Raw genomic sequence first — 21,875 nt, 5'->3', positions numbered from 1 at the left:
TTCATAATTTATTCTGAAGAGTTGTTAACGTATTAATTCAAAATTAACCGCAGCAACCTGACCGGACTCATCCATTACGACAAGCTGATAACGTCCAGCGATATTGAGTAATAAAGAAAGGCGATTATTTTCGCCATTAACAGGTTCGCCATTTAAAAACCACCAGCGACGCCCTTTGCCGCCGGTAGTCGAGACGGGCAGCGTGACGTTTTCCTGGCCTGGCAATTGCCTGATCACCGCGCCATCCCTCACTCCTGACAGCATTAACGGCGCGGCGTCATTGCCCTGTAGCGGCGGACAGTGGTCGGACGCCGCGGGCAAGCGGGCGCTACGTCTTTCCGCAGGCGGCAGCCACGGCTCCAGCGGCCGCGGCCAGACGATAAACGTATGCGCACGCGCCTGCGGACAGTCGGCAGCGACACGCCGCCCTGTATCATCCAGCCAGACCGGGAAACGAATACCGTTGATGTCTTCCTGCTCAGGTAACAGCAGCGTGGGCGGCTGGCTGTCATCGAGAAGCCATGTCGCCAGGCGGCGGCGACAGTTGCTGTCTCCGGCAGGCAGAGTCTGTCCGCCCGGCCAGCAAATGACGCCGCGGCTTACCGTCTGCGGACGCGGATCTTCCGGCAGGCGTCCCGTATGCGCCAGTAACAGATTATTGACCTGGTTAAGTAATGGCACCGCGCTGGCAAAACCAAATTGCCCCACCACAGGCGTGCCGTCGGGTCTGCCTGTCCAGATGCCGATGATATAGCGCGCGTTAACGCCAATAGCCCACGCATCGCGATAGCCGTAGCTGGTGCCGGTTTTCCACGCCAACGGCACAATGCGCGGCAGCGCATTATCCGGTAAGGGTTGCGCTTCATCCGCCATAATTCGTCGAATGATCCACGCCGCTCCCGGCGACATTAATGGTCTTTCCGACAGCGGATCGTCCGGCTGTAACCGTAATTTCGCCGCTTTCCCATGACGAGCGAATGCGCTGTATGCCGCCGCCATCTCGTCAAGCCGCGCGCCCGCGCCGCCCAGAATCAGCGAAAGATTGGGCGCCGCGCCAGCAGGCAAATATAGCGGCAGGCCGACGTTACGCAGTTTTGCCGCAAATCGTTTCGGCCCATAGGCTTCAAGCACCTGAACGGCAGGCAGATTCAGCGAGCGTACCAGCGCGTCGCTCATGCTGACCGGGCCGTGAAATCCGCTGTCGAAGTTTCCCGGGCGGTAATCTCCGGTACGGCGCGGAACGTCCTGTAATAATGATGCGGGATGGATCAAGCCGTCATCCAGCGCCAGACCGTACACAAAGGGTTTGAGTACCGATCCCGGCGATCGGATCGCCGTTACCATGTCGACATGACCAAAACGGCTGTCGTCATTAAGGTCTACCGATCCTACCCAGCCGCGCACGCTCATATTGGTATGATCGACAACGATCATCGCCAACGAACTGCGTGCAGGCAGCCGCCCTTTCCATGCCCGCGCCAGATCTTCCAGTTGCCGCTGCAATCCGGCGTCCAGCGTGGTCACAATTTTGTCGTTCTGGCTTTTACTCAACATCATTCGGGCAAAAAGCGGCGCCAGTTGCGGCATTTGACGCGGCGCCAGCCAGACCGGTTCTTCACGCGACTCGCGTACCGTTTCGGCAGGCCAGACGCCCTGCGCCGCCATCCGATCCAGCACTTTATTTCGTGCCGCTTCGGCTCTCGCAGGCCAGCGGTCGGGGCGTAACCGGCTCGGCGCCTGCGGCAATACGGCCAGCAGCGCCGCGTCAGCGTAGCTCAGGCGCGCGGGCGGCTTGCCGAAGTAGGCCCAGCTTGCAGCGCCAATACCCTGTAGCGTGCCGCCGAACGGCGCGCGGTTCAGGTACAGCGTCAGGATATCGCGCTTGGACAAATGCCATTCAAGCTGGAGGGCGCGCCAAAGCTGGCGGATTTTACCGCCGAACGTGCGCGAATGCGGGTCCAGCAGTCTCGCCACCTGCATAGTCAGCGTACTGCCGCCGGAAATAACGCGCCCGGCGGTAAGATCCTGCCATGCCGCGCGCGCGACGGAGAAAGGGTTAACGCCAGGGTGCCGCCAGAACCAGCGATCTTCGTAATTGATTAAGGCCTCCAGGTAGCGGGGAGAGACCTCTTCAATCGTCACCGGATAACGCCAGATCCCCCCGGCGTCGGCAAAGCGCCACAGCGGCGTACCGTCATGGGCTACCACGACCCGCGCAGGATGGACCTCATTGAGCGGCAGCGGCCAGAGTTTATCCGCTGCCCATAACGCCAGGAAAATAAAAAGCGGCGCGCCCGCCAGCCACAGCCAGCGGCCACGTTTACCACGCCAACCGTTCATTTAAGGCGTCACAATCAGCAGCCCCTCGCTCGCGCCGGTTGCCCGCCACTGAGGCGCGTACATCGATTCCACCTGCGGTTGCGCAAGCTGGTACGTCCCCGGCGTTACCGCGCGCGCCAGGTAGACCAGCGTCACGGGCTGGCCCTCATTGACAACGACGGCAGCCACAAACCGATCGTCGCGGAATTCCATATACTGAATATCCGCCTGCTGCATCTGATTAAGCAGATTTTGCACTTCGCTACCGCTCTCCGGCAGGCTGGCGCTGCTGTCAGCCAGATTCTGGTTTTCCAGCTCCAGCCCGGCCGGGAGCAGGTCCACCACCAGCGCATCCGGCACATTGCGATCGGCCACTACCGTTAACCAGACCAGCACCAGTTCGCCGCTACGCAACGAGGACAGCGATTTGCGCTGACCATCGGTCCCCAGTATTTGTCGTTCAATCTGCAAAACGTTGCTGGCAGGCTCAGGCGCAGATGAGGGATAGCCGCTGCTATCCAGACGCAGCCATAGCGGCTGGCTACCGGTGTTCGTCACCTCAAGGGCGGCCAGCTGGTCAGCATCCAGATTACGGGTCAGCGCCTTGTCGCCCGACAGCGGCTGCGCCTCTAACGAGGTCTGCGCCTGCCAGGCGCCCGCACTGGCCTGTCGCGAATGCGCGGCGAGGAACAAGGCATTGTTCTCCTGGGTAGAGAGCCAGCGCTGACCGAAGGCCTGCTCAGAAAGCGAGCTTAATAGCGCGTTTTGCGCGTCCGGTCTGAGGTTGTTCTCTTCCAGTAACGACAACATCAGAGCGTTATCGCGCAGAGAACTGCCGTAATCCGCTATCCATTGCCGTTCGTCCTGACGCGGCGTATTCAGAGCCAGCGTAATGGCCTCTTCGCCGCGTCTGGCATCACCCATCGTGTTTAACGCGATGCCCAATTGCATCAGCGGCAGTCCTGAAGCCGCCTGACTACGGCGCTCCCAGATTTCGCGCAGCGCGCCGAGCGGCGCTTTCTGCTGACGCGCCAGTACCAGCGCGGCGTAAGCCTGAGCGGCAAAAGTACTGGCCTGGGTATTATCGCTATAACGAATCAGCATCGTACCGGGATCCTGCAGATAGCGCAGCAGTCGCTCATTGCCCCGGTTAATGGCCTCCGGCGGGACGCTATATCCCTGCTCGCCCGCGCGAATGAGGAAATCCATCGCGTAGGCCGTTAGCCAGGGCTCTTCCGCCCCATTTTCATCCCATAGCGCAAAACCGCCATTATCACGCTGCATCTGTAGTATCCGGGAGATGCCGATATCCACCGCGGCGCGCCGTTTTTCATCACTATCGCCGGTAATACCGAGCGTCTGCAATTGAGCGGCATTGGTATACAGCGCCGGGAATAACCCGCTGGTGGTTTGTTCCAGGCACCCGTACGGATATGCTTTCAGCTCGCGAATGTAGCGCGCCAGATTGAGCGGCGGTTTTCCGCTTAACAGCAGTTGTCCCTGTAACGTGGCTGGCGAGACGTTTGCCAGATGCTGCTCTGGTACATGCCAGCTCTCTCCCGGCGCCAGCGCAATGCCGCTATTTACCGTTTGGGCAGGCCAGGCCGGACGCACGCCGATTTGCCACTGCTTATGCTGCGCGCCGAGGGTTTCTCCCGGCAGATTCAGACCGCTAATGGTCGCCTGGATTTCGCCTTCGCCCAAACCTTCCAGCGCGCGTACCGGAACGAATAAGGTGGTGCGCACGCCCGGCGCCAGGTTGACCGGTTGCGGCTGCTGGCTAAGCAGTTCCAGTAACCCACTGGCGGCGAGCGCAATATTCAGCGTCTGCGGGCGGTCGGTCAGATTGGTGACGTCCAGCACCAGTCGCGAAACATCCCCTCCCGCCAGAAAACGCGGCATATTCAGCTCGGCAATCACTGGCGCGGCGACAACAACTTTGCTTTCGCCGCGACCAAAATCGTCCGCTGTCCATGCCTGCGCCATAACCCGCAGTTCGCCGTTAAAGTCGCCAATCGGCAGCGTTACGACCCCTTCGCCCTGCTCATTGAGCGTGATCGGCTGCGCCTGCTGCGCGATGATATTGACATGGTTTACCGGCGGTTTTCCGCCGCGCTTAAGGTCGTCGCCATCGCCGCCAAAACGCAACGCCGCTAGCCGCCCCTGCCCTTCAATGACCTGGCCGTAAATATCGTAGATATCCGCACCGTAGCGTTTTTGACCGAAGAACGCCTGCCACGGGTCCGGCGTCGCGTAATCGGTGATATTCAATACGCCGCTATCGACCGCGGAGACCAGCACGTTGATCTGTTTTGGCATTTCGCCGTGTTTAACGCTGGCTTTCACCCTGACGGTGAGCGGCTGATTCGGGCGCATTTTAGCCGGGCTTTCCAGCGCCAGATCGAGGCGGCGGTTTTCATCCCCCAGCGGTAGGTGTAGTAACCCCACGGCGCGTTTTGGCGTCGCGGAACGAGATTTATCGCCGGGACGCACCACCAGCGTACTGAGATAGAGATCGTGGCGATTCCAGGTTTTATCCACCGGAATCGTGAGCTCCAGACCTTGTGCCGGCACATCGATCGCCTGCCACCACAGCGGACCATCGCTGGACTCCACCATGGCATAACCTTTACCGGCGACCGGCGCGGCGATATGCAATTTCATGGTATCGCCTGGACGATAATTCGCTTTATCCAGTTTGAGGGTGACGCGATCCGGACGCGCCGCGCCGCTACCGTCGCTGTTATCCTGCCAGCTATAGCCGGCCCAGAAACGAACGCTGCTGACCGTCTCATTCGGCGCTTTGACCTCCAGACGGTACGCGCCCCATTCCACCGGGAAGCTGACTTTTCCGGTTTCATCCGCGTTCAGATCCAGCGTCTGCTCGCCCTCCACCAGATCTTTTTGATCAAACTGCGACTGCCAGCCTTCGCTTTCCGACCAGTTCCAGTAATAGTCGCGACGCTCGCGGATGAGCCGCACCTGTAAACCGGACACCGCTTTTTTCTCGCCCTGCGCGTTGGCGTAAACAATTTCGAATGCGGCGTTGCTGTCTTCGTCGACAATCGGTTGATTAACGGTGGTATCCATACGGTAGTCGTATACCGCTTTGGCGGCGAACTGTGGACGAATTCCCGGTAACGTATCGGCAGGCCAAATCGCCTGCTCTACGCGACGAGTGACCGGACGACCGCCAGACTCCAGCAGGCTGGCCTGTAGAATCACCTGCAGCGGCGAATGCGCTTCTTGCCACTGGCTGGCAGCACTCACTTCACCACGCCCGCCTTTATCCAACGTAAGCTGAACTTCGTCCAGGCTGCGCGAAAGATTCTCTTCGGCAATATTGCCAAACTGGAAACCAGGCAAGGCCGCGACAGCGTCGCGCAGCGGACGCAGGAAAAGTTGCCCTTGCAGGGTATTGCCGATAGCAGGCGCGCCATACAAGTAATAGCCGACAACGGAGAATTTCACCTCATCCGCAGGCGCCAGCGGTGTTTTTTGCGCCGTCAGGTTGAGCGCCATCCGCTCCGGCATAAAGTCTTCCACATGGAAATCCCAACTCCGCAGCAAATTATCGCCGGTGTTGGCGCGGACATGCCACAAGCCGGTCGGCGCGTTGATATCCAGCGGATAATTCAAACGGTATAGCCCGTTTTCCGGCTGGCTGACGATGATACTCATCACCTGTCCATCTGGTTTTACCACTTCCAGCTTAACGGGTTGATCGGGCAGCGTTTTACCGTCGCTATCGCGCAGTAATCCGTTGAGGATAACCGTTTCGCCCGGTCGGTAGAGATCGCGCGGGCCGAACATAAAGAACTGCTTGCTGTAGCCGGGCGCGCCAGCGACATTAAATTCCGACAGATCCAGAGCCGGAAGCGTGAGATCGAGCAGCGTGGTCTGCTCCTCTTTACGCGCCAGTAATAGCGCCGCCGCTTTATCAGCTTCCAGTTGCACATGTCCCTGCGCGTCGCTCGTCGCCTGCGCCAGCGTCTGACCTTTATCATTCAGAAGAACAATCTCAATTCCCGACTGCGCCGCGCCGTTTTCCAGGCTTTGCGTAAAGATATCCAGCCGATTATGGTAACGGTGCGCGGACACGCCGATATCGCTAAGGGTAAACAACGTAGCGGCATTACTATAGTTGTAGTGTCCAGCCTGATTCATTACCGCCACATATACGCCCGCCTGTTGCAGCGGCTTAATATCGCTTAATGGCAGCAGCAGTTTCTCACGCGTATTGCGCGCCGGATTAAGATCAAAACGACCGGTATAAACCAGATCCGCCATTTTCAGCAGATGGTCGGACTCCCAGTTAGAGAGAGAACTACGGTACTCCCACTGGCTGACAAATGACGCCAGCGATCCGGGCTTAACGCGGAAAAAGTTCACATCAACATGGTTGACGTTAAGCGCCATGACCGGCAGTCCTTCCGCGATTTTCCCCGGTAGCAGCGATCCCCGGCTGGCAAAGCCGACGCTGGGCTGGACATCACGCGTGGTAATCGTTTTTTCATAAGACTTGCCGAAGGTGGCGTTATTCAGCGCTTTAACGGCGGGATCAACCGTGACCACCAGCACGCGTTCAGGTTCCAGATGACGTAACCTTAGCTCTTTTAAATTTGGCGCCAGCTCCCATGCGCCGTCAACGCTGCCGCTTTTCTTATCAACCACGTGAACCACACGGGAGAAATCCTGTTCAGGATCTAAAGGAATTGAAAACGTCAGCACCAGCGTCGCCGCACCGTCGAGCTGCGCTTCGGAGGCGTCTAATAGCGTGAGCGCTTTGCCCTGGCTTTGCTGCGCCAGCTTTTGTAGCTGTGCCGGGTCTTGCGCGGGCGAGGGCTGCGCTACGGCTGGCGCTTCGCTTTTAGTCGTCGGGGCGGTTTTATCGTTGTTATCGCATCCCGCCAGCGCCAGCATGATCATGCAGGCCACCACGCGTAAATGTTTCATCTTTCATCCCTGGCCTTAACGGCCTGTCAGCAACGGTTGATGAGATATTATGCGCGAGAAATTTTATTGTGTAAGTCCGTATTACTGTGATGATGCGAAAATTTTACGCAGAAATGTGGTTTCGCCAGCCAAAACAGCCTCTTCTACTTGTCCCTTTTCGGGAAACGTCCGACAATTTGTCCATAATCAGGTAACAATGGAGATGCCCATGACCACCGCCTTTTTTGTCGCCGCCGACTGGCTTGCCGAACATATTGATGATCCGGAAATACAGATTCTTGACGCCCGTATGGCGCCGCCAGGACAGGAACATCGTGATATGGCGGGCGAATATCGCGCCGGACATATTCCCGGCGCGCTGTTTTTTGATATTGAAGCGCTTTCCGATCGCGCATCGCCGCTGCCGCATATGATGCCGCGCCCGGAAGCGTTTGCGGTGGCCATGCGTGAACTGGGTGTTCGCCAGGATAAACACCTGGTCATATACGATGAAGGCAATCTGTTCTCCGCTCCGCGGGCATGGTGGATGCTACGCACGTTCGGTGCCGAGAAAGTGTCCATTCTGGCGGGCGGACTGGCGGGCTGGCAGCGTGACGAATGGCTATTGCGCGAAGGCGAGGAGGCGCATGAAGGAGGCGAGTTTGAGGCGAAATTCGCGCCGCAAGCCGTGGTGCGTCTCACCGACGTATTGCTGGCAAGCCATGAAAAAACCGCGCAAATCGTTGACGCGCGTCCGGCGACACGTTTCAACGCTCAGGCTGATGAACCGCGTCCGGGGCTGAGGCGCGGACACATTCCTGGCGCGCTAAACGTCCCGTGGACGGAACTGGTGTATGAGGGCGAATTAAAGACCACTGACGAACTGAATGAGATTTTTTTCAGCCACGGCGTGAGTTTCGACAGACCGATTATCGCCAGTTGCGGTTCCGGCGTGACGGCCGCGGTCGTGGTGCTGGCGCTCGCCACGCTGGATGTGCCTGACGTCACGCTTTACGACGGCGCGTGGAGCGAATGGGGCGCGCGTACCGATTTACCGGTTGAACCCGCTTAATATCCGCCATGCCGGATGGCGCTCACGCTTATCCGGCCTACCGTTCAGGCTGATGTAAAACGATCTACAGACATTGCTTTTATTCAGCTCTTTTCTGCTGTCCTGCAAACGGGCATTATTTTCTCTTAATAAAATCCTATTTTTTATCGGTAAATACTTTACGTCGGGTATAAGGAGTATCATCACTGCTGTTTTGGTTTTCACCGGGAAATAACTCCTGTAAATATAATTTTTTAAGGATGGAAAATGGATATTTCACTCGCTAATTTAATTGAGTTGGTTAAAAAGGTTAACCGTAATGAGGTGCCAAATCCTATGCCTGCTGAGGAAATAAGTCGTCTGCGAGTGCGTAAGTATCGCGATCCGCAAAATACGGAAACCACTGAGTTACCTGAAAGCCTGAAGGCGCTACTGGCCTACGACCGCGATCTACTTAGCAATTATAATATGCCTGTGATTGAAACATTACAAAGATCTATTGATAAAGAGGGAGTAATTCATTCTTACTCCCCTGATGAAGAGGCGTATTACGGCGTTGGCATGGATGGCTCAGGTATTGATATTGAAGATCTGATGCCTGTCTGGAGTAACGATCCCCGTCTTCCGGCATTAATTCGTATCGATCATGTCGGCGATCAGGCCATTTTTATCTATATCACAGAACGGGATGCCAACGGCGAATACCCTATTGCCCGCATGGAACGAAATGAATTCTGGCTGGCGGAGTCTTCCCTGGTGGAATATCTCTATAATATTATTTCGGGCGCTAAAGACATTGGCTTTACCGAAGAGGATTTACATCTTTCGCAATGGAAGGCACAGCAAAAAATGAATGAAAAACGCGATGCCGCTTTACTTGACCTGGAGGATTATCATGAGGCGTTTTGGGCAAAACTGGACGCGCTCGGCGATTAATCGACACGATGTCGGATGGCGCTCACGCTTATCCAGCCTACCGTTCAGGCTGATTTAAAACGAATCTACATAAATTCGGTTTAAGCAGGCCACAAAAAAACCGCTCAATTGAGCGGTTTTTTTGTGCTGGTCCGGTTCGCGGCCTTTCCAGCAGGCTTTGTTGCCATAGCAACGCAGGCACACCGTAGGGGATTAATACTCCCTTTTAAGGGAGCAAATGTCAATATAATTTACCGGGAAACTATTCAACATTTTAGGTATTATCTTTCCCGGCCCTTTCCGCCGTCTCGCAAACGGGCGCTGGCTTCAGGAGAGGATAACCCATGGCCGTAAGCGCAGGCACACCGTAGTGCCTGCTATCACGGCATTATCGCCAGCGGTACTGCCGTGATGCGGTCTTCGCAAGGACCGCAACATGGAGGTACGATGCTTTTGTGTCGTGCTTCTTGTTTCTGGCACGTTGTGTCTTCACGCAGACAGAAGCTACCCAGGTAATTCTGTTCCCGTAACGCTCAACGTCCAGAGCAGGTAAGCCAGGAGGCCGCCCTGTTGGGCGGCTTTCTTTTCTTCAGATGATGCGGTTCTGTTTAAAATCGCGCAGGAACCCGCCCCAGCGGCGCTCGTAGAACGGCGCGATATGCTCGGTGATAAAGTGGCTGATACCCTGCTCGCCCTTCCTCACCTGACAAATATCGATCGGTTCGTCACCCGGTAACGTGTCGGTCGCCACATTGCCCGCTGCGTGAATGATCTCTTCAATCTCGCCGTCAGCCTCAATGCCAATCAGCAGATTGGGTTGGGCGTCCGCATGTTCTTTAATCGCGCAGAGAAACGCGCGTTTCACCGGTTTGATGGTTTTAAACAGCGTAGTGAGGGAATCAATCATCTGCGACGGCGGCTCGGCCACTTCGGATAAAATAAGCGACTCGCCGCCTTCCAGCACTTCCTGCGTACTTAACGGACTGCCTTCCTCAGCGAGAAGCAGGCTGATCTCACGCGGCATAAACTCTTTGCCGGTCGGCAATTTAGCGTTGAGGAATAGCGTTTCGCCAAGCGTCATTTCAAACAGCGTGCGCGCTGGCATCACCACAAACGCCTGTTCGTCTTCCACGGCCTGCTGCAGCGCCTCCAAAGAAGTAAAGAAGGGAATGACGGTCGTGCCGTCTTCTTTTTCCCAGTGCTGCAAATCCAGAGCGCTGTCTTCCACAATCGCCTCGCCTTCGGCAGCGCTGCCCGGCACCCAGACGGTGGACTCCAGTAAGGTACGGAAAAATGCCGGACGATGCGCGGGCTCAGTCGCCGCTTTCTCCAGCAAGATTTCTAATTCATTTTTAGTTTCGGACATAGGAATCACAAATTATGTATATGGGTTGTAGGCCTGATAAGACGCACGGCGTCGCCATCAGGCAAAATGCCGGGTGGCGCTTCGCTTACCCGGCCTACAAAAACACCGTTCAGGCGGTCAGCAAATTCGCGATGGTGCGCACACCCAGACCGGTTGCCCCGGCAGCCCACTGCTCAACCGGCGCTTTGCGATAAGTGGCGGAACAGTCAATGTGCAGCCAGCCTTCGCGGTAATTTTCAACAAAGTGCGACAGAAAACCCGCGGCAGTGCTTGCCCCGGCGGGATACGCCGCGCTGCCGGTGTTGTTCAGTTCCGCAAAGTTAGACGGCAGCTGGTTACGGTGGAACTCCGCCAGCGGCAGACGCCAGAACGGTTCATTCTCTTGCGCCGCGCTGGTCAGCAAGCGCCCCGCCAGCGTATCGTCAAAACTGAATAGCGCATGATAGTCGTTACCCAGCGCCGTTTTCGCCGCGCCGGTTAACGTCGCCATATCAATGATTAGCTGCGGGTGTTGCGCGCTGGCGTCAATCAGGCCATCCGCCAGTACCAGTCGCCCTTCCGCATCGGTATTCATGACTTCGACATTCTTACCATTACGGTAGCGAATAATATCGCCCAGTTTAAACGCATTGCCGCTGATCAGATTATCGGCGCAGCACAGGAACAGTTTTACGCGTTTATTCAGCCCACGGGTAATGGCGAACGCCAGCGCGCCCGTTACTGTCGCCGCGCCGCCCATATCGGATTTCATTGAGTCCATAAAAGCGCTTTGTTTGATACTGTAGCCGCCGGAGTCAAAGGTGATACCTTTACCGACCAGGCAGGCATAAACCGGCGCATCTTTGTCTCCCGTCGGGTTGTAATCCAGCGCCAGCAGCACCGGCGGACGCTCAGAACCACGGCCTACGGTATGCAACCCCATATAGTTCTGCTCGCGCAGATCTTCGCCTTTGGTGATACGATAAGTGACGCTATCGCACGCGACGCTGCACAGCAGATCCACCGCGCGCTGCGCCAGTTGCTCCGGCCCAAGCTCTTCCGCCGGAGCATTAATGGTGTCGCGCACCCAGTCAATAATGGTCAGGCGGTTATCCAGTTCCTGACGTTGGGCATCGTCTAAATCCGGCCACATTACGGTACGGACGCCTTTTGGTCCTTTGTAACCCGCCCAGAATGCCCAACAACGCTCGATATCCCATCCTTCGCCTGTCAGCGCGACCTGTTTTATTCCCAGGCCGTCGATTTTACGCGCCGCACGCTGGATCAACCCCAGATCGTCTTTACCGTTAAGATGCAAGGTAATACCGTCGTTATTAATACTGTAAGTGGCTTTATCGCCCCAGCGCGCATCGGCAGGCTGCGTGGAAAGCGTAATTTTCATGGCTTCTGTCATTGTTATTTTCCTTATTAGCAAACGGGCCGCCGTAGGGCAGCCCGTTATTTGACTTACTCTGCTTCATCCAACCAGACTAGCAGAATCGCCTCCAGAATTTTTTCATTGGATGCGTTAGGGTCGTCGTCAAAATCGTCCAGTTCGCAGATCCACTGATGCAGATCGGTGAAACGAACGGTTTTAGGATCGACATCAGGATATGCGTCGTATAACGCTTCGCCGATCTCGCGGCTATCGGTCCACTTGAGTCCCATACTACCCTCTGTTAATGCTCACGCGCATGGTTGATTGTGTAACGTGGAATTTCGATAACCAGATCGTCGTCGGTAACGCGGGCCTGGCAGCTCAGTCGACTTTCCGGCTCCAGCCCCCACGCTTTATCCAGCATATCGTCTTCTTCTTCCGAACTTTCCGGCAAGGAGTCGAAGCCTTCACGTACAATACAGTGACAGGTGGTGCAGGCGCACGATTTCTCACAGGCGTGTTCAATCTCGATGCCGTTGCGCAGCGCAACGTCAAGAATGGTTTCACCGGTCTCAGCTTCCAGAACTGCGCCATCCGGACAAAGATCCTGATGAGGCAGAATAACAATCTTCGGCATGTTAAACCTCGTCTACGGAATGGCCTTTCAACGCGCGACGAACCGACTGGTCCATGCGGCGAGCGGCAAATTCCTGGGTTTGTTTATCTACGTTTTTAATGGCTTGTTCTATGGCGTCAACATCATCGCCTTGTGCGACCGCGCTTAAATGTGCGGCGGCATCATCAATGCATTGACGTTCTGCGGCGCTTAACAGCGCGGCGTCGGCAGTTAGCGCGCCGGTCAAACTTTCCAGCACGCGCGCGGCTTCGACTTTTTGCTCCGCCAGCATACGCGCTTTCACGTCCTGCTCGGCAAAACTCATGGAATCCTTGATCATCGAGGCGATTTCGCCATCGGTCAGGCCATAGGAAGGTTTGACCTGAATGGAGGCCTCGACGCCGGTGGATTTTTCCATTGCGGTGACGCTCAACAGGCCATCGGCGTCTACCTGGAAGGTCACGCGAATATGCGCCCCGCCCGCCGGCAGCGGCGGAATCCCGCGCAGCGCAAAGCGCGCCAGCGAACGGCAGTCCTGCACCAGTTCGCGTTCGCCCTGCATCACATGGATAGACATCGCGGTCTGGCCGTCTTTGAAGGTGGTAAAATCCTGCGCGCGCGCCACCGGGATAGTGGTGTTGCGCGGAATGACTTTTTCCACCAGGCCGCCCATCGTTTCCAGCCCAAGAGAGAGTGGAATCACGTCCAGCAGCAGCATTTCGCTGTCCGGCTTGTTGCCGACCAGAATATCGGCCTGAATCGCTGCGCCGATAGCGACCACTTTATCCGGGTCGATAGCGGTTAACGGCGTGCGGCCAAAAAATTCGCCCACCCGCTCACGCACCAGCGGTACACGGGTCGAACCGCCGACCATGACCACTTCCAGAACGTCCTGGGGATCAACGCCGGCATCTTTCAATGCGCGACGGCAGGCCAATAGCGTGCGCTTAACCAGCGCGGAAATGAGATCGTTAAACTGCTCGCGAGTGATCTCCCCCTGCCAGCCCGCAACGTTAACGCGAACAGTATCGGCATCGCTTAAGGCGATTTTCGCGGCAATCGCGGCATCCAGCAATTCGCGCTGAACGCGATTGTCGCTACGATCGGCAATTCCCGCCTGCTCGCGAATATAGTCCGCCAGCAGATGGTCAAAGTCGTCGCCGCCGAGCGCAGAATCACCGCCCGTCGCCAGCACTTCAAACACCCCGCGGCTCAGGCGTAAAATAGAGATATCGAAGGTACCGCCGCCGAGATCGTAAACAGCAATAACGCCTTCTTTGCCTGAGTCCAGACCGTAGGCAATCGCCGCCGCCGTCGGTTCGTTGAGCAGGCGCAGTACATGCAGGCCCGCCAGCCGCGCGGCGTCTTTCGTCCCCTGACGTTGGGCATCATCGAAATAGGCGGGAACGGTAATCACCACGCCATCCAGCTCGCCGGAGAGCGATTCGCTAGCCCGCGCGGCCAGCGCTTTGAGAATATCAGCCGATACGCGTACCGGATTGAGCAATCCAGCTGCCGTGTCAATCATCGGCAGCCCATTAACGCTTGCCTTAAACCGGTAAGGCAGATGCGGATAGCGCGCCTGGATATCCGCCAGCGAGCGTCCCATCATGCGTTTCACAGAGCTGATAGTGTTGGCCGTATCCTGCGCGGCATTGTCACGCGCAGCGTAACCGACCGTATGGCCCTGCTGCTGATAGTGAACCACTGAAGGCAACAGGTGGCGCCCTTCGTGGTCAGGCAGAGTTTCCGCCTGGCCGCTGCGAACCGTCGCAACCAGAGAGTTGGTAGTGCCTAAGTCGATGCCCGCCGCCAGACGACGCTGATGCGGCGCGGCGCTCAGACCAGGCTCACTAATTTGTAATAAGGCCATGTTAGATTCCAGTTAAAAATCGAGCAGCTTTTCTTCGAGTTGTTCTGCGCTGCTTCGCAGTTTATCGAGAAACCGCAGTTTGCGCACCGTATCCGCCGCCGCGTCCCACGCGGCGTTGTCCAACTGTTCCACCATTTGCTGAAGACGAGCATCAAACATCTTTTGTACGCGTTTGATGAAGCTTTCCAGCCGCACGTCGTCTTTTGATTGTTCGATATCGTCCAGCTCTTCGCGAAGCGTGAGTTGTTCCATCAGAAACGCGGTGTCGCGTACCGTATGCTGCTCGCTGGCCAGATCGAACCCGTGTAAGGAAAGCAGATACTCCGCGCGCGTCAAAGGGTGACGCAGCGTTTGCCAGGCCTGGTTGATCGTGGCGGATTGCTGGACGGCGGCAAGCTGCTGCGCCTGGGTGCCGTTGGCAAATTTGTCAGGGTGATACTGGCGTTGCAGATCCTGAAAACGAAGGCTCAGCGCCTGGGTGTCAATCTGATAACGGGCTGGTAAGCCAAAGAGGGTGAAGTAATCCATAACATTCTCAGGGATAGCCTGTCAGAACAAACCCCACACGCAGGCGACCACGGTGGGGTTATACCTTCTTACTTCGCGCCGCAGATGCGTTGTCTGCGCGGGTTCCCCCAGTCATTTACTCAAGTAAGCGCCTGGGGATTCACTCGCTTGCCGCTTTTCTGCAGCACGAATGCTCGGTATAACAGCGGAACACGGTTACACGTGGAAGCTTTCGCCGCAACCACACTCATCTTTCACATTCGGGTTGGAGAATTTAAACCCTTCGTTCAGACCTTCTTTTACGAAGTCCAGCTGTGTACCGTCCAGAAATTGCAGGCTCTTGCCGTCAACCACTACCTTAACGCCTTTGTCTTCAAACACGGTGTCTTCCGCCGTTGGCTCGTCAACAAATTCCAGTACATAAGCCATACCTGAGCAGCCGGAGGTTCTCACGCCCAGACGCAGACCAAACCCTTTACCACGGTTGGCCAGGAAGGTATTAACTCGCGCTGCTGCACTGTCGCTAAGTGTAATCGACATAACAAAACCTCAATGTTAACGTTCTATTTTATTTCGCTTCGCGTTTGCTTTTGTAATCCGCAATAGCGGCTTTAATCGCGTCTTCCGCCAGAATAGAGCAGTGAATTTTCACCGGCGGCAGCTCCAGTTCGTCTGCAATGTCGGTGTTTTTAATCGCCTGCGCTTCGTCCAGGGATTTCCCTTTCACCCACTCCGTTACCAGAGAACTGGAGGCGATAGCGGAACCGCAGCCGTAAGTCTTGAAGCGCGCGTCTTCAATGATACCTTCATCGTTAACTTTAATCTGCAACTTCATGACGTCGCCGCAGGCCGGAGCGCCAACCATGCCGCTTCCCACGTTATCGTCGTTGTTGTCAAACGACCCTACGTTACGCGGGTTCTCATAGTGATCGATTACTTTTTCGCTGTAAGCCATTATAAATTCTCCTGATTCCGATACCGATTAATGATGTGCCCATTCGATGCTGTTCAGATCCACACCCTGCTTGTACATTTCCCACAGTGGAGAAAGGTCACGCAGACGGCCAATGGATTTACGAACCAGATCAATGGTGTAGTCGATCTCTTCTTCAGTGGTAAAACGACCTAAAGAGAAACGGATAGAGCTATGCGCCAGCTCGTCATTCATGCCCAACGCGCGCAGCACGTAGGACGGTTCCAGACTGGCGGATGTACAGGCGGAACCGGAAGAGACCGCCAGGTCTTTCAGCGCCATGATCAGCGACTCGCCTTCAACGTAGTTAAAGCTCACGTTGAGAATGTTTGGCGCGCCCTGCTCAAGGTCGCCGTTCAGGTAAACTTCTTCAATATCTTTGATGCCGTTCCACAGACGGTTACGCAGACCGCGCAGACGGGCCATTTCGGTCTCCATCTCTTCTTTCGCGATACGGTAAGCTTCGCCCATACCGACGATCTGGTGGACAGGCAGAGTACCAGAGCGCATACCGCGCTCGTGCCCGCCGCCATGCATCTGCGCTTCAATGCGAATACGCGGCTTACGACGCACATACAGCGCGCCAATGCCTTTCGGACCATAAATTTTATGACCGGAGAAGGACATCAGATCCACTTTTAGTTGGCTCAGGTCGATAGGCAGTTTGCCCACGCTCTGGGTGGCGTCAACGTGGTAGATGATACCGCGCGCGCGGCACATTTCGCCGATGGTCGCGATATCCTGCACCACGCCGATTTCGTTGTTCACGTGCATGATGGAAACCAGAATGGTGTCGTCACGCATCGCTGCTTCGAGCTCGTTGAGATCGATGATGCCGTTGCGCTGGGGCGCCAGGTAGGTCACTTCAAACCCTTCGCGCTCAAGCTGACGGCAGGTGTCCAGCACCGCTTTGTGCTCGGTCTTGCTGGTGATGATGTGCTTGCCTTTTTTCTGATAAAAGTTGGCAGCGCCTTTGATCGCCAGGTTATCGGACTCCGTCGCCCCTGAGGTAAAGACGATTTCACGCGGGTCGGCGCCGACCAGTTCAGCAATCTGGTTGCGGGCGATATCGACGGCTTCTTCAGCCTGCCAGCCAAAACGGTGTGAACGAGACGCCGGGTTCCCAAAGGTTCCGTCCAGGGTCAGAAACTGCATCATTTTCTCGGCAACACGCGGGTCCACCGGCGTGGTTGCGGAGTAGTCGAGATAAATCGGTAATTTCATTGCTCTTAAACTCCGTACATCACTCAATGCAAGGAATCAGGCAACCGGCTGGATGTACGACCGTGTTGACGGGACGTCCGCGTCCCGGCCTGATTCTGAATTCTTTTTTACGCTTCATCTTTCAGACGACCGCGGCATTCACCGCATGAGGCCGCCAGAAGAGATGGCGTAATATTTTAATTAAGCGCGTAATTTAACGTCGATAGCGTCCTGCGCACGACCACTGGCGCGCGGCGCGTCATGCGTGTGCTGGCGACCAGACACATCCAGAACTTCCTGGTTATTCACCAGCTCGCCTAAGGTAATATTGTTGAGAAAACCGGTCAGGCGATCGCTTAAATCACGCCACAGCGCATGGGTCAGGCATTTATCGCCGCCCTGACAGCCGCCTTTCCCCTGGCAACGGGTCGCGTCAACGGATTCATCAACCGCGCTGATCACTTCGCCGACCGCGATACTGCCAGCATCTTTACCCAGCAGATAACCGCCGCCCGGCCCGCGTACGCTGGAAACCAGACCGTTTTTACGTAAACGGGAAAATAGCTGTTCCAGATAAGAAAGGGAAATCCCCTGACGTTCAGAAATATCAGCCAACGGTACCGGGCCCGCTTCGGAGTTGAGCGCAACGTCTAACATTGCGGTCACGGCATAACGCCCTTTAGATGTCAGTCTCATGTCTTACTTAACCTCAAACTCGCCCCTGCCCGGGGTTTTTTATTGTAAAATGGGGGTATTGCATAGCAGGGACAAGTCTGACATTCCCGAGTAATTTGGTCAACTATTTACTTGAGTAAATTAGTCAGGTATTTAGCGTTCCGTGCGATATTGATGCGGTTACTTGCCTTTATTCTGCTGCTCAATAGACGCCAGAATCCCACGCAGAATATTCAACTCCTGGCTTTCCGGGCGGGCGCGGGTAAACAGACGGCGCAATTTATTCATCACCTGCCCCGGATGGTTTTCGCGAATAAAGCCAGTGGAGAGCAACGTCTGCTCCAGATGGCCGTAGAAACGTTCAAGATCGTCCACCAGCGGATACGGCGTCTCTTCATGATCTGCCGCGTCGCCGTTTTCCTGCGTCGCCAGCCAGGCCATGCGGACTTCATACGCGATGACCTGTACCGCCATCGCCAGATTCAACGAGCTGTACTCCGGGTTAGCGGCAATCGCGACGTGATAATGGCATTTTTGCAACTCATCGTTAGTCAGCCCGACACGCTCACGACCAAAAACCAGCGCAACCGGCGTATTTGCCGCTTCCGCCACGCTTTTTAAGCCGCACTCGCGCGGATCAAGCATCGGCCACGGCAGAGTGCGGGAGCGGGCGCTGGTGCCGACCACCAGGCTACAGCCAGCCAACGCTTCGTCCAGCGTATCGACGATCTGCGCATTACCGATCACATCGCTGGCGCCTGCCGCCAGGGCGATGGCCTGGGAGTCCGGTTTCACCAGCGGGTTTACCAGCCACAGGTTAGTTAAGCCCATGGTTTTCATAGCGCGAGCCACGGAGCCCATATTGCCGGTGTGGGAGGTTTCCACCAGCACAATTCGAATGTTTTGCAGCATTGTCTTTCTTCAGCTAAAGATTATTCTGACATCTTACCATAAAACCAAGACAGATTCCGATCTCGCTGCTATACTCTGCGCCGTTTTCCCGTTCTTTAACATCCAGTGAGAGAGACCGATGCATCCGATGCTGACCATCGCCGTGCGCGCAGCGCGCAAGGCGGGTAATGTAATTGCCAAAAACTATGAAACTCCGGACGCTGTAGAAGCGAGCCAAAAAGGCAGTAACGATTTTGTGACCAATGTAGATAAGGCCGCTGAAGCGGTAATTATCGACACCATTCGCAAATCTTACCCGCAACACACTATTATCACCGAAGAAAGCGGTGAGCACGTTGGCACAGATCAGGATGTTCAATGGGTTATCGATCCGCTGGATGGCACCACCAACTTCATCAAACGTCTGCCACACTTCTCTGTTTCCATTGCTGTACGCATTAAAGGCCGTACTGAAGTGGCTGTCGTTTACGATCCGATGCGTAACGAACTGTTCACCGCCACCCGCGGTCAGGGCGCGCAACTGAACGGCTACCGTCTGCGCGGCAGTACCGCGCGCGATCTGGACGGCACTATCCTCGCCACCGGCTTCCCGTTCAAAGCCAAACAATACGCGACCACCTACATTAATATTATCGGCAAGCTGTTCACCGAATGCGCCGATTTCCGCCGCACCGGTTCCGCCGCGCTGGATCTGGCCTATGTGGCTGCAGGTCGTGTCGATGGTTTCTTTGAAATTGGCCTTCGTCCGTGGGATTTCGCCGCGGGCGAACTGCTGGTTCGTGAAGCGGGCGGTATCGTCAGCGATTTCACCGGCGGTCATAACTACATGATGACCGGTAATATCGTGGCGGGGAATCCGCGCGTCGTTAAAGCCATGCTGGCGAATATGCGCGACGAACTGAGCGATGCGCTGAAGCGCTAAGTCTCTTCGGCGGATGGGGCCACTCATCCGCCGTGCCTTTTCAGGCGTTTTTCCTAAACACAGCCTCATCGCTTTACTTGCCTGCATGTTTTTGTACGATCGCTCCCTGCTCCGCTATTGGCATAAAGCGGCAAGGAAGCGAACATGACCCTTCAACATACCCGACGCATCGTCAAATCCCTTTTTATTCTGTTTATCATTGTGGTCTGTATTTACCTGCTACCCCGCGTAGCGATCAATGCCTTTTATTACCCGGACAATAAAGTCTATGGGCCAACCCCTGCCGAAGCTGAATCCATTACCTTTACCGCCAAAGATGGCACGTATCTGCACGGCTGGTTTATTCCCACTGCTTTCGGCAGGCCGGAAAACGCCGTCGCGACGGTGATTCATGTCCATGGCAACGCCGGAAATATGTCGGCGCACTGGCCGTTAGTCAGCTGGCTGCCAGAACGCAACGTAAACCTGTTTATGTTTGATTACCGTGGTTTTGGCGAATCTGAGGGCACCCCATCACAAGAAGGGCTACTGGACGATACGAAAAGCGCGATAGATTATGTGCGGCATCGTGCCGACGTTAACCCCGAGCGCCTGATACTGCTGGGGCAGAGCCTGGGCGGCAATAATGTACTGGCCGCCGTAGGCCACTGCGTAGGCTGCGCAAATATGCGCTACGCCGACCAGGCGGGCATACGTGCGATTATCCTCGACTCAACGTTTTTATCCTATTCCTCCATCGCCAACCAGATGATCCCGGGCAGCGGCTATTTGCTTGATGACCGCTATAGCGCGGATCGCAATATCGCCAGCGTCAGCCCCATTCCGGTATTGATTCTTCATGGCACGGCAGACCATGTTATTCCCTGGCAGGACAGTGAGAAATTGTATGCCCTCGCCCGGGAGCCCAAACAAAAAATCTTCATTCCTGACGGCGATCACATTGATGCTTTTTCCGGACGTTATGCAAACCTTTACCGTGATGCAATGATTAAATTTATTCAGACCGCGCTATCCGCTAAATAGCGCGACGCTGTATATATGCATATTTTATGATTAAGAATATATTTATTATACCGATAGTAAAAACCATTTTTTCCCGTTAGCGAAGGCGGTGGATTAGCGCTAGCGTAACAGTAATATTCAACTGATTTTTATAACAATTTATTTTCATTTGTTTTTCCTGAATATTACTGTGGAGTATGTGATGGCTATCAAAATTACGCCTGACGAGTTTAGTTTGCTTATCCAGCGATTAAACAAAAAATGGCGCGTGTTTGCCCCGTCCGCAGAGTTTCGCGGCGGACGTTTTTCCGACACTGACAACATTATTTATCAACGGATTAGCGGCTGGCGCGATCTCATCTGGCACGAGAAATCGCACATGTCGCCGAATACCATTATCGCCCCTATCACCGAAACGCTCTTTTATTTCGATAAAGACACCATTCAAATTGCCGAGACAGACACCTCCCCGATAATCATCTTTGCCCGCGCCTGCGACATTAACGCCATGTCGCGGCTGGATTATATGTATTTATCAAATGGGAATAATTCCGATTACAGTTATCAACTGCTACGGGAGCATATTCGTTTCGTCCTTATTGAGTGTGAAGAAAGCTTCGAAAATTGTTTCTGCGTCTCAATGGGTACCAATAAAACTGACTGTTATAGCGCCGCCATGCGTTTTAGCGATGAGGGCGCGCTTGTCAGCATCCGCGATCCCTTTATCGAGGCGGCGATACAAGGGCTGGGGCAGGAGGCTGACTATACCCCCTCTTTCGTCAGCGAAAACCGGGAAACCGTCGTCACGCCGGACAGCGTTTGCCGCGATCCGCAAAAAATTCGCGACATTCTCACCCGCCACCCGCTATGGGACGCCTACGACAGCCGCTGCATCAGTTGTGGCCGCTGCACTACCGGGTGCCCAACCTGTACCTGCTATAGCGTCTTTGACGTCGCCTATGATGAAAATCCGCAGCGCGGCGAACGCCGTCGCCAGTGGGCAAGCTGCATGGTGCCGGGCTTTAGCGACATGGCCGGCGGTCATGGTTTTCGCGAAAAACCCGGCGAGCGTCTGCGCTACCGCGCCCTGCATAAGGTCAATGACTACAAAGCGCGCAACGGCATTGAACATATGTGCGTCGGCTGCGGCCGCTGCGACGATCGCTGCCCGCAATACATCAAATTTTCTTTGATTATCAATAAAATGACCGCTGCCGTTCGGCAGGCGCTGGCAGAGGAGGCATAACGC

19 protein-coding genes are annotated in these 21,875 nt (G+C 55.5%); 6 read left to right on the top strand and 13 right to left on the bottom strand.

The window, feature by feature from the left end:
* Positions 1–24: 24 nt before the first annotated feature.
* Positions 25–2,340 carry a peptidoglycan glycosyltransferase PbpC gene (gene pbpC, locus ACLJR2_RS11325; protein WP_001014763.1) on the bottom strand — a complete coding sequence of 772 codons (2,316 nt, stop codon included), beginning with the start codon at positions 2,338–2,340 and terminating at the stop codon, positions 25–27.
* Positions 2,341–7,275 (bottom strand): alpha-2-macroglobulin family protein, encoded by a 4,935-nt coding sequence (locus ACLJR2_RS11320; RefSeq protein ID WP_000681854.1) that lies wholly within the window; start codon positions 7,273–7,275, stop codon positions 2,341–2,343.
* A gap of 208 nt (positions 7,276–7,483) precedes the next feature.
* Between ACLJR2_RS11320 and sseA the strand changes: the two genes are divergently transcribed.
* From sseA to timP, 3 genes are all read left to right on the top strand, one after another.
* On the top strand, positions 7,484–8,326 hold the full coding sequence (gene sseA / locus ACLJR2_RS11315) for a 3-mercaptopyruvate sulfurtransferase (RefSeq protein WP_000205244.1): 843 nt from the start codon (positions 7,484–7,486) through the stop codon (positions 8,324–8,326).
* Between the two features lie 246 nt (positions 8,327–8,572).
* The gene (locus tag ACLJR2_RS11310; protein WP_000355295.1) at positions 8,573–9,241 is read left to right on the top strand and encodes a DUF5066 family protein; all 669 of its coding nucleotides are present in this window, start codon (positions 8,573–8,575) and stop codon (positions 9,239–9,241) included.
* 415 nt (positions 9,242–9,656) lie between these two features.
* The gene (timP, locus tag ACLJR2_RS11305; protein ID WP_350406992.1) at positions 9,657–9,773 is read left to right on the top strand and encodes a small toxic inner membrane protein TimP; all 117 of its coding nucleotides are present in this window, start codon (positions 9,657–9,659) and stop codon (positions 9,771–9,773) included.
* Between the two features lie 36 nt (positions 9,774–9,809).
* Here the strand turns inward: timP and sseB are convergent, their stop codons facing one another.
* The 11 genes from sseB to trmJ form a co-directional block, all read right to left on the bottom strand.
* Positions 9,810–10,586 (bottom strand): enhanced serine sensitivity protein SseB, encoded by a 777-nt coding sequence (gene sseB / locus ACLJR2_RS11300; protein WP_001533245.1) that lies wholly within the window; start codon positions 10,584–10,586, stop codon positions 9,810–9,812.
* A gap of 109 nt (positions 10,587–10,695) precedes the next feature.
* Positions 10,696–11,979, bottom strand: a complete 1,284-nt coding sequence (gene pepB / locus ACLJR2_RS11295; protein ID WP_000133536.1) for an aminopeptidase PepB — start codon at positions 11,977–11,979, stop codon at positions 10,696–10,698.
* Positions 11,980–12,032: 53 nt separating this feature from the next.
* Positions 12,033–12,233: a Fe-S cluster assembly protein IscX gene (gene iscX / locus ACLJR2_RS11290; RefSeq protein WP_000523621.1), complete on the bottom strand. Its 201-nt coding sequence runs from the start codon at positions 12,231–12,233 to the stop codon at positions 12,033–12,035.
* 11 nt (positions 12,234–12,244) lie between these two features.
* The gene (gene fdx / locus ACLJR2_RS11285) at positions 12,245–12,580 is read right to left on the bottom strand and encodes an ISC system 2Fe-2S type ferredoxin (protein ID WP_001124466.1); all 336 of its coding nucleotides are present in this window, start codon (positions 12,578–12,580) and stop codon (positions 12,245–12,247) included.
* Between the two features lies 1 nt (position 12,581).
* The gene (hscA, locus tag ACLJR2_RS11280; RefSeq protein ID WP_001196651.1) at positions 12,582–14,432 is read right to left on the bottom strand and encodes a Fe-S protein assembly chaperone HscA; all 1,851 of its coding nucleotides are present in this window, start codon (positions 14,430–14,432) and stop codon (positions 12,582–12,584) included.
* A 12-nt stretch (positions 14,433–14,444) separates the two neighbouring features.
* Complete coding sequence (hscB, locus tag ACLJR2_RS11275; protein WP_000384398.1) at positions 14,445–14,960, bottom strand: co-chaperone HscB; 516 nt, start codon at positions 14,958–14,960, stop codon at positions 14,445–14,447.
* A 195-nt stretch (positions 14,961–15,155) separates the two neighbouring features.
* Complete coding sequence (gene iscA / locus ACLJR2_RS11270) at positions 15,156–15,479, bottom strand: iron-sulfur cluster assembly protein IscA (RefSeq protein WP_000028952.1); 324 nt, start codon at positions 15,477–15,479, stop codon at positions 15,156–15,158.
* Positions 15,480–15,507: 28 nt separating this feature from the next.
* A complete protein-coding gene (iscU, locus tag ACLJR2_RS11265) occupies positions 15,508–15,894 on the bottom strand; it encodes a Fe-S cluster assembly scaffold IscU (RefSeq protein ID WP_000331704.1) in 387 nt (128 codons plus the stop codon).
* Positions 15,895–15,921: 27 nt separating this feature from the next.
* Complete coding sequence (iscS, locus tag ACLJR2_RS11260) at positions 15,922–17,136, bottom strand: cysteine desulfurase (protein ID WP_000775263.1); 1,215 nt, start codon at positions 17,134–17,136, stop codon at positions 15,922–15,924.
* A 180-nt stretch (positions 17,137–17,316) separates the two neighbouring features.
* Positions 17,317–17,811, bottom strand: a complete 495-nt coding sequence (gene iscR, locus ACLJR2_RS11255; protein ID WP_001241346.1) for a Fe-S cluster assembly transcriptional regulator IscR — start codon at positions 17,809–17,811, stop codon at positions 17,317–17,319.
* Positions 17,812–17,970: 159 nt separating this feature from the next.
* Positions 17,971–18,702, bottom strand: coding sequence for a tRNA (cytosine(32)/uridine(32)-2'-O)-methyltransferase TrmJ (gene trmJ / locus ACLJR2_RS11250; protein ID WP_000940032.1), 732 nt, complete (start codon positions 18,700–18,702; stop codon positions 17,971–17,973).
* Between the two features lie 118 nt (positions 18,703–18,820).
* On the opposite strand from trmJ, the gene suhB reads away from it, so the two are divergent.
* From suhB to asrA, 3 genes are all read left to right on the top strand, one after another.
* Entirely contained in the window at positions 18,821–19,624 is an 804-nt protein-coding gene (gene suhB / locus ACLJR2_RS11245; protein ID WP_000553473.1) for an inositol-1-monophosphatase, read from the top strand.
* Between the two features lie 144 nt (positions 19,625–19,768).
* Positions 19,769–20,647: an alpha/beta hydrolase gene (locus ACLJR2_RS11240; RefSeq protein WP_000174954.1), complete on the top strand. Its 879-nt coding sequence runs from the start codon at positions 19,769–19,771 to the stop codon at positions 20,645–20,647.
* A 181-nt stretch (positions 20,648–20,828) separates the two neighbouring features.
* Positions 20,829–21,872: an anaerobic sulfite reductase subunit AsrA gene (gene asrA, locus ACLJR2_RS11235; RefSeq protein ID WP_000985209.1), complete on the top strand. Its 1,044-nt coding sequence runs from the start codon at positions 20,829–20,831 to the stop codon at positions 21,870–21,872.
* The last annotated feature ends 3 nt before the right edge of the window (positions 21,873–21,875 follow it).

Source organism: Salmonella sp. SAL03688 (genome assembly GCF_046551895.1).
In the GTDB taxonomy this organism is placed as follows: Bacteria; Pseudomonadota; Gammaproteobacteria; order Enterobacterales; family Enterobacteriaceae; genus Salmonella; species Salmonella enterica.
Note: the sequence above shows the minus strand (reverse complement) of the source record. Positions and strands in the feature narration are given on the sequence as shown.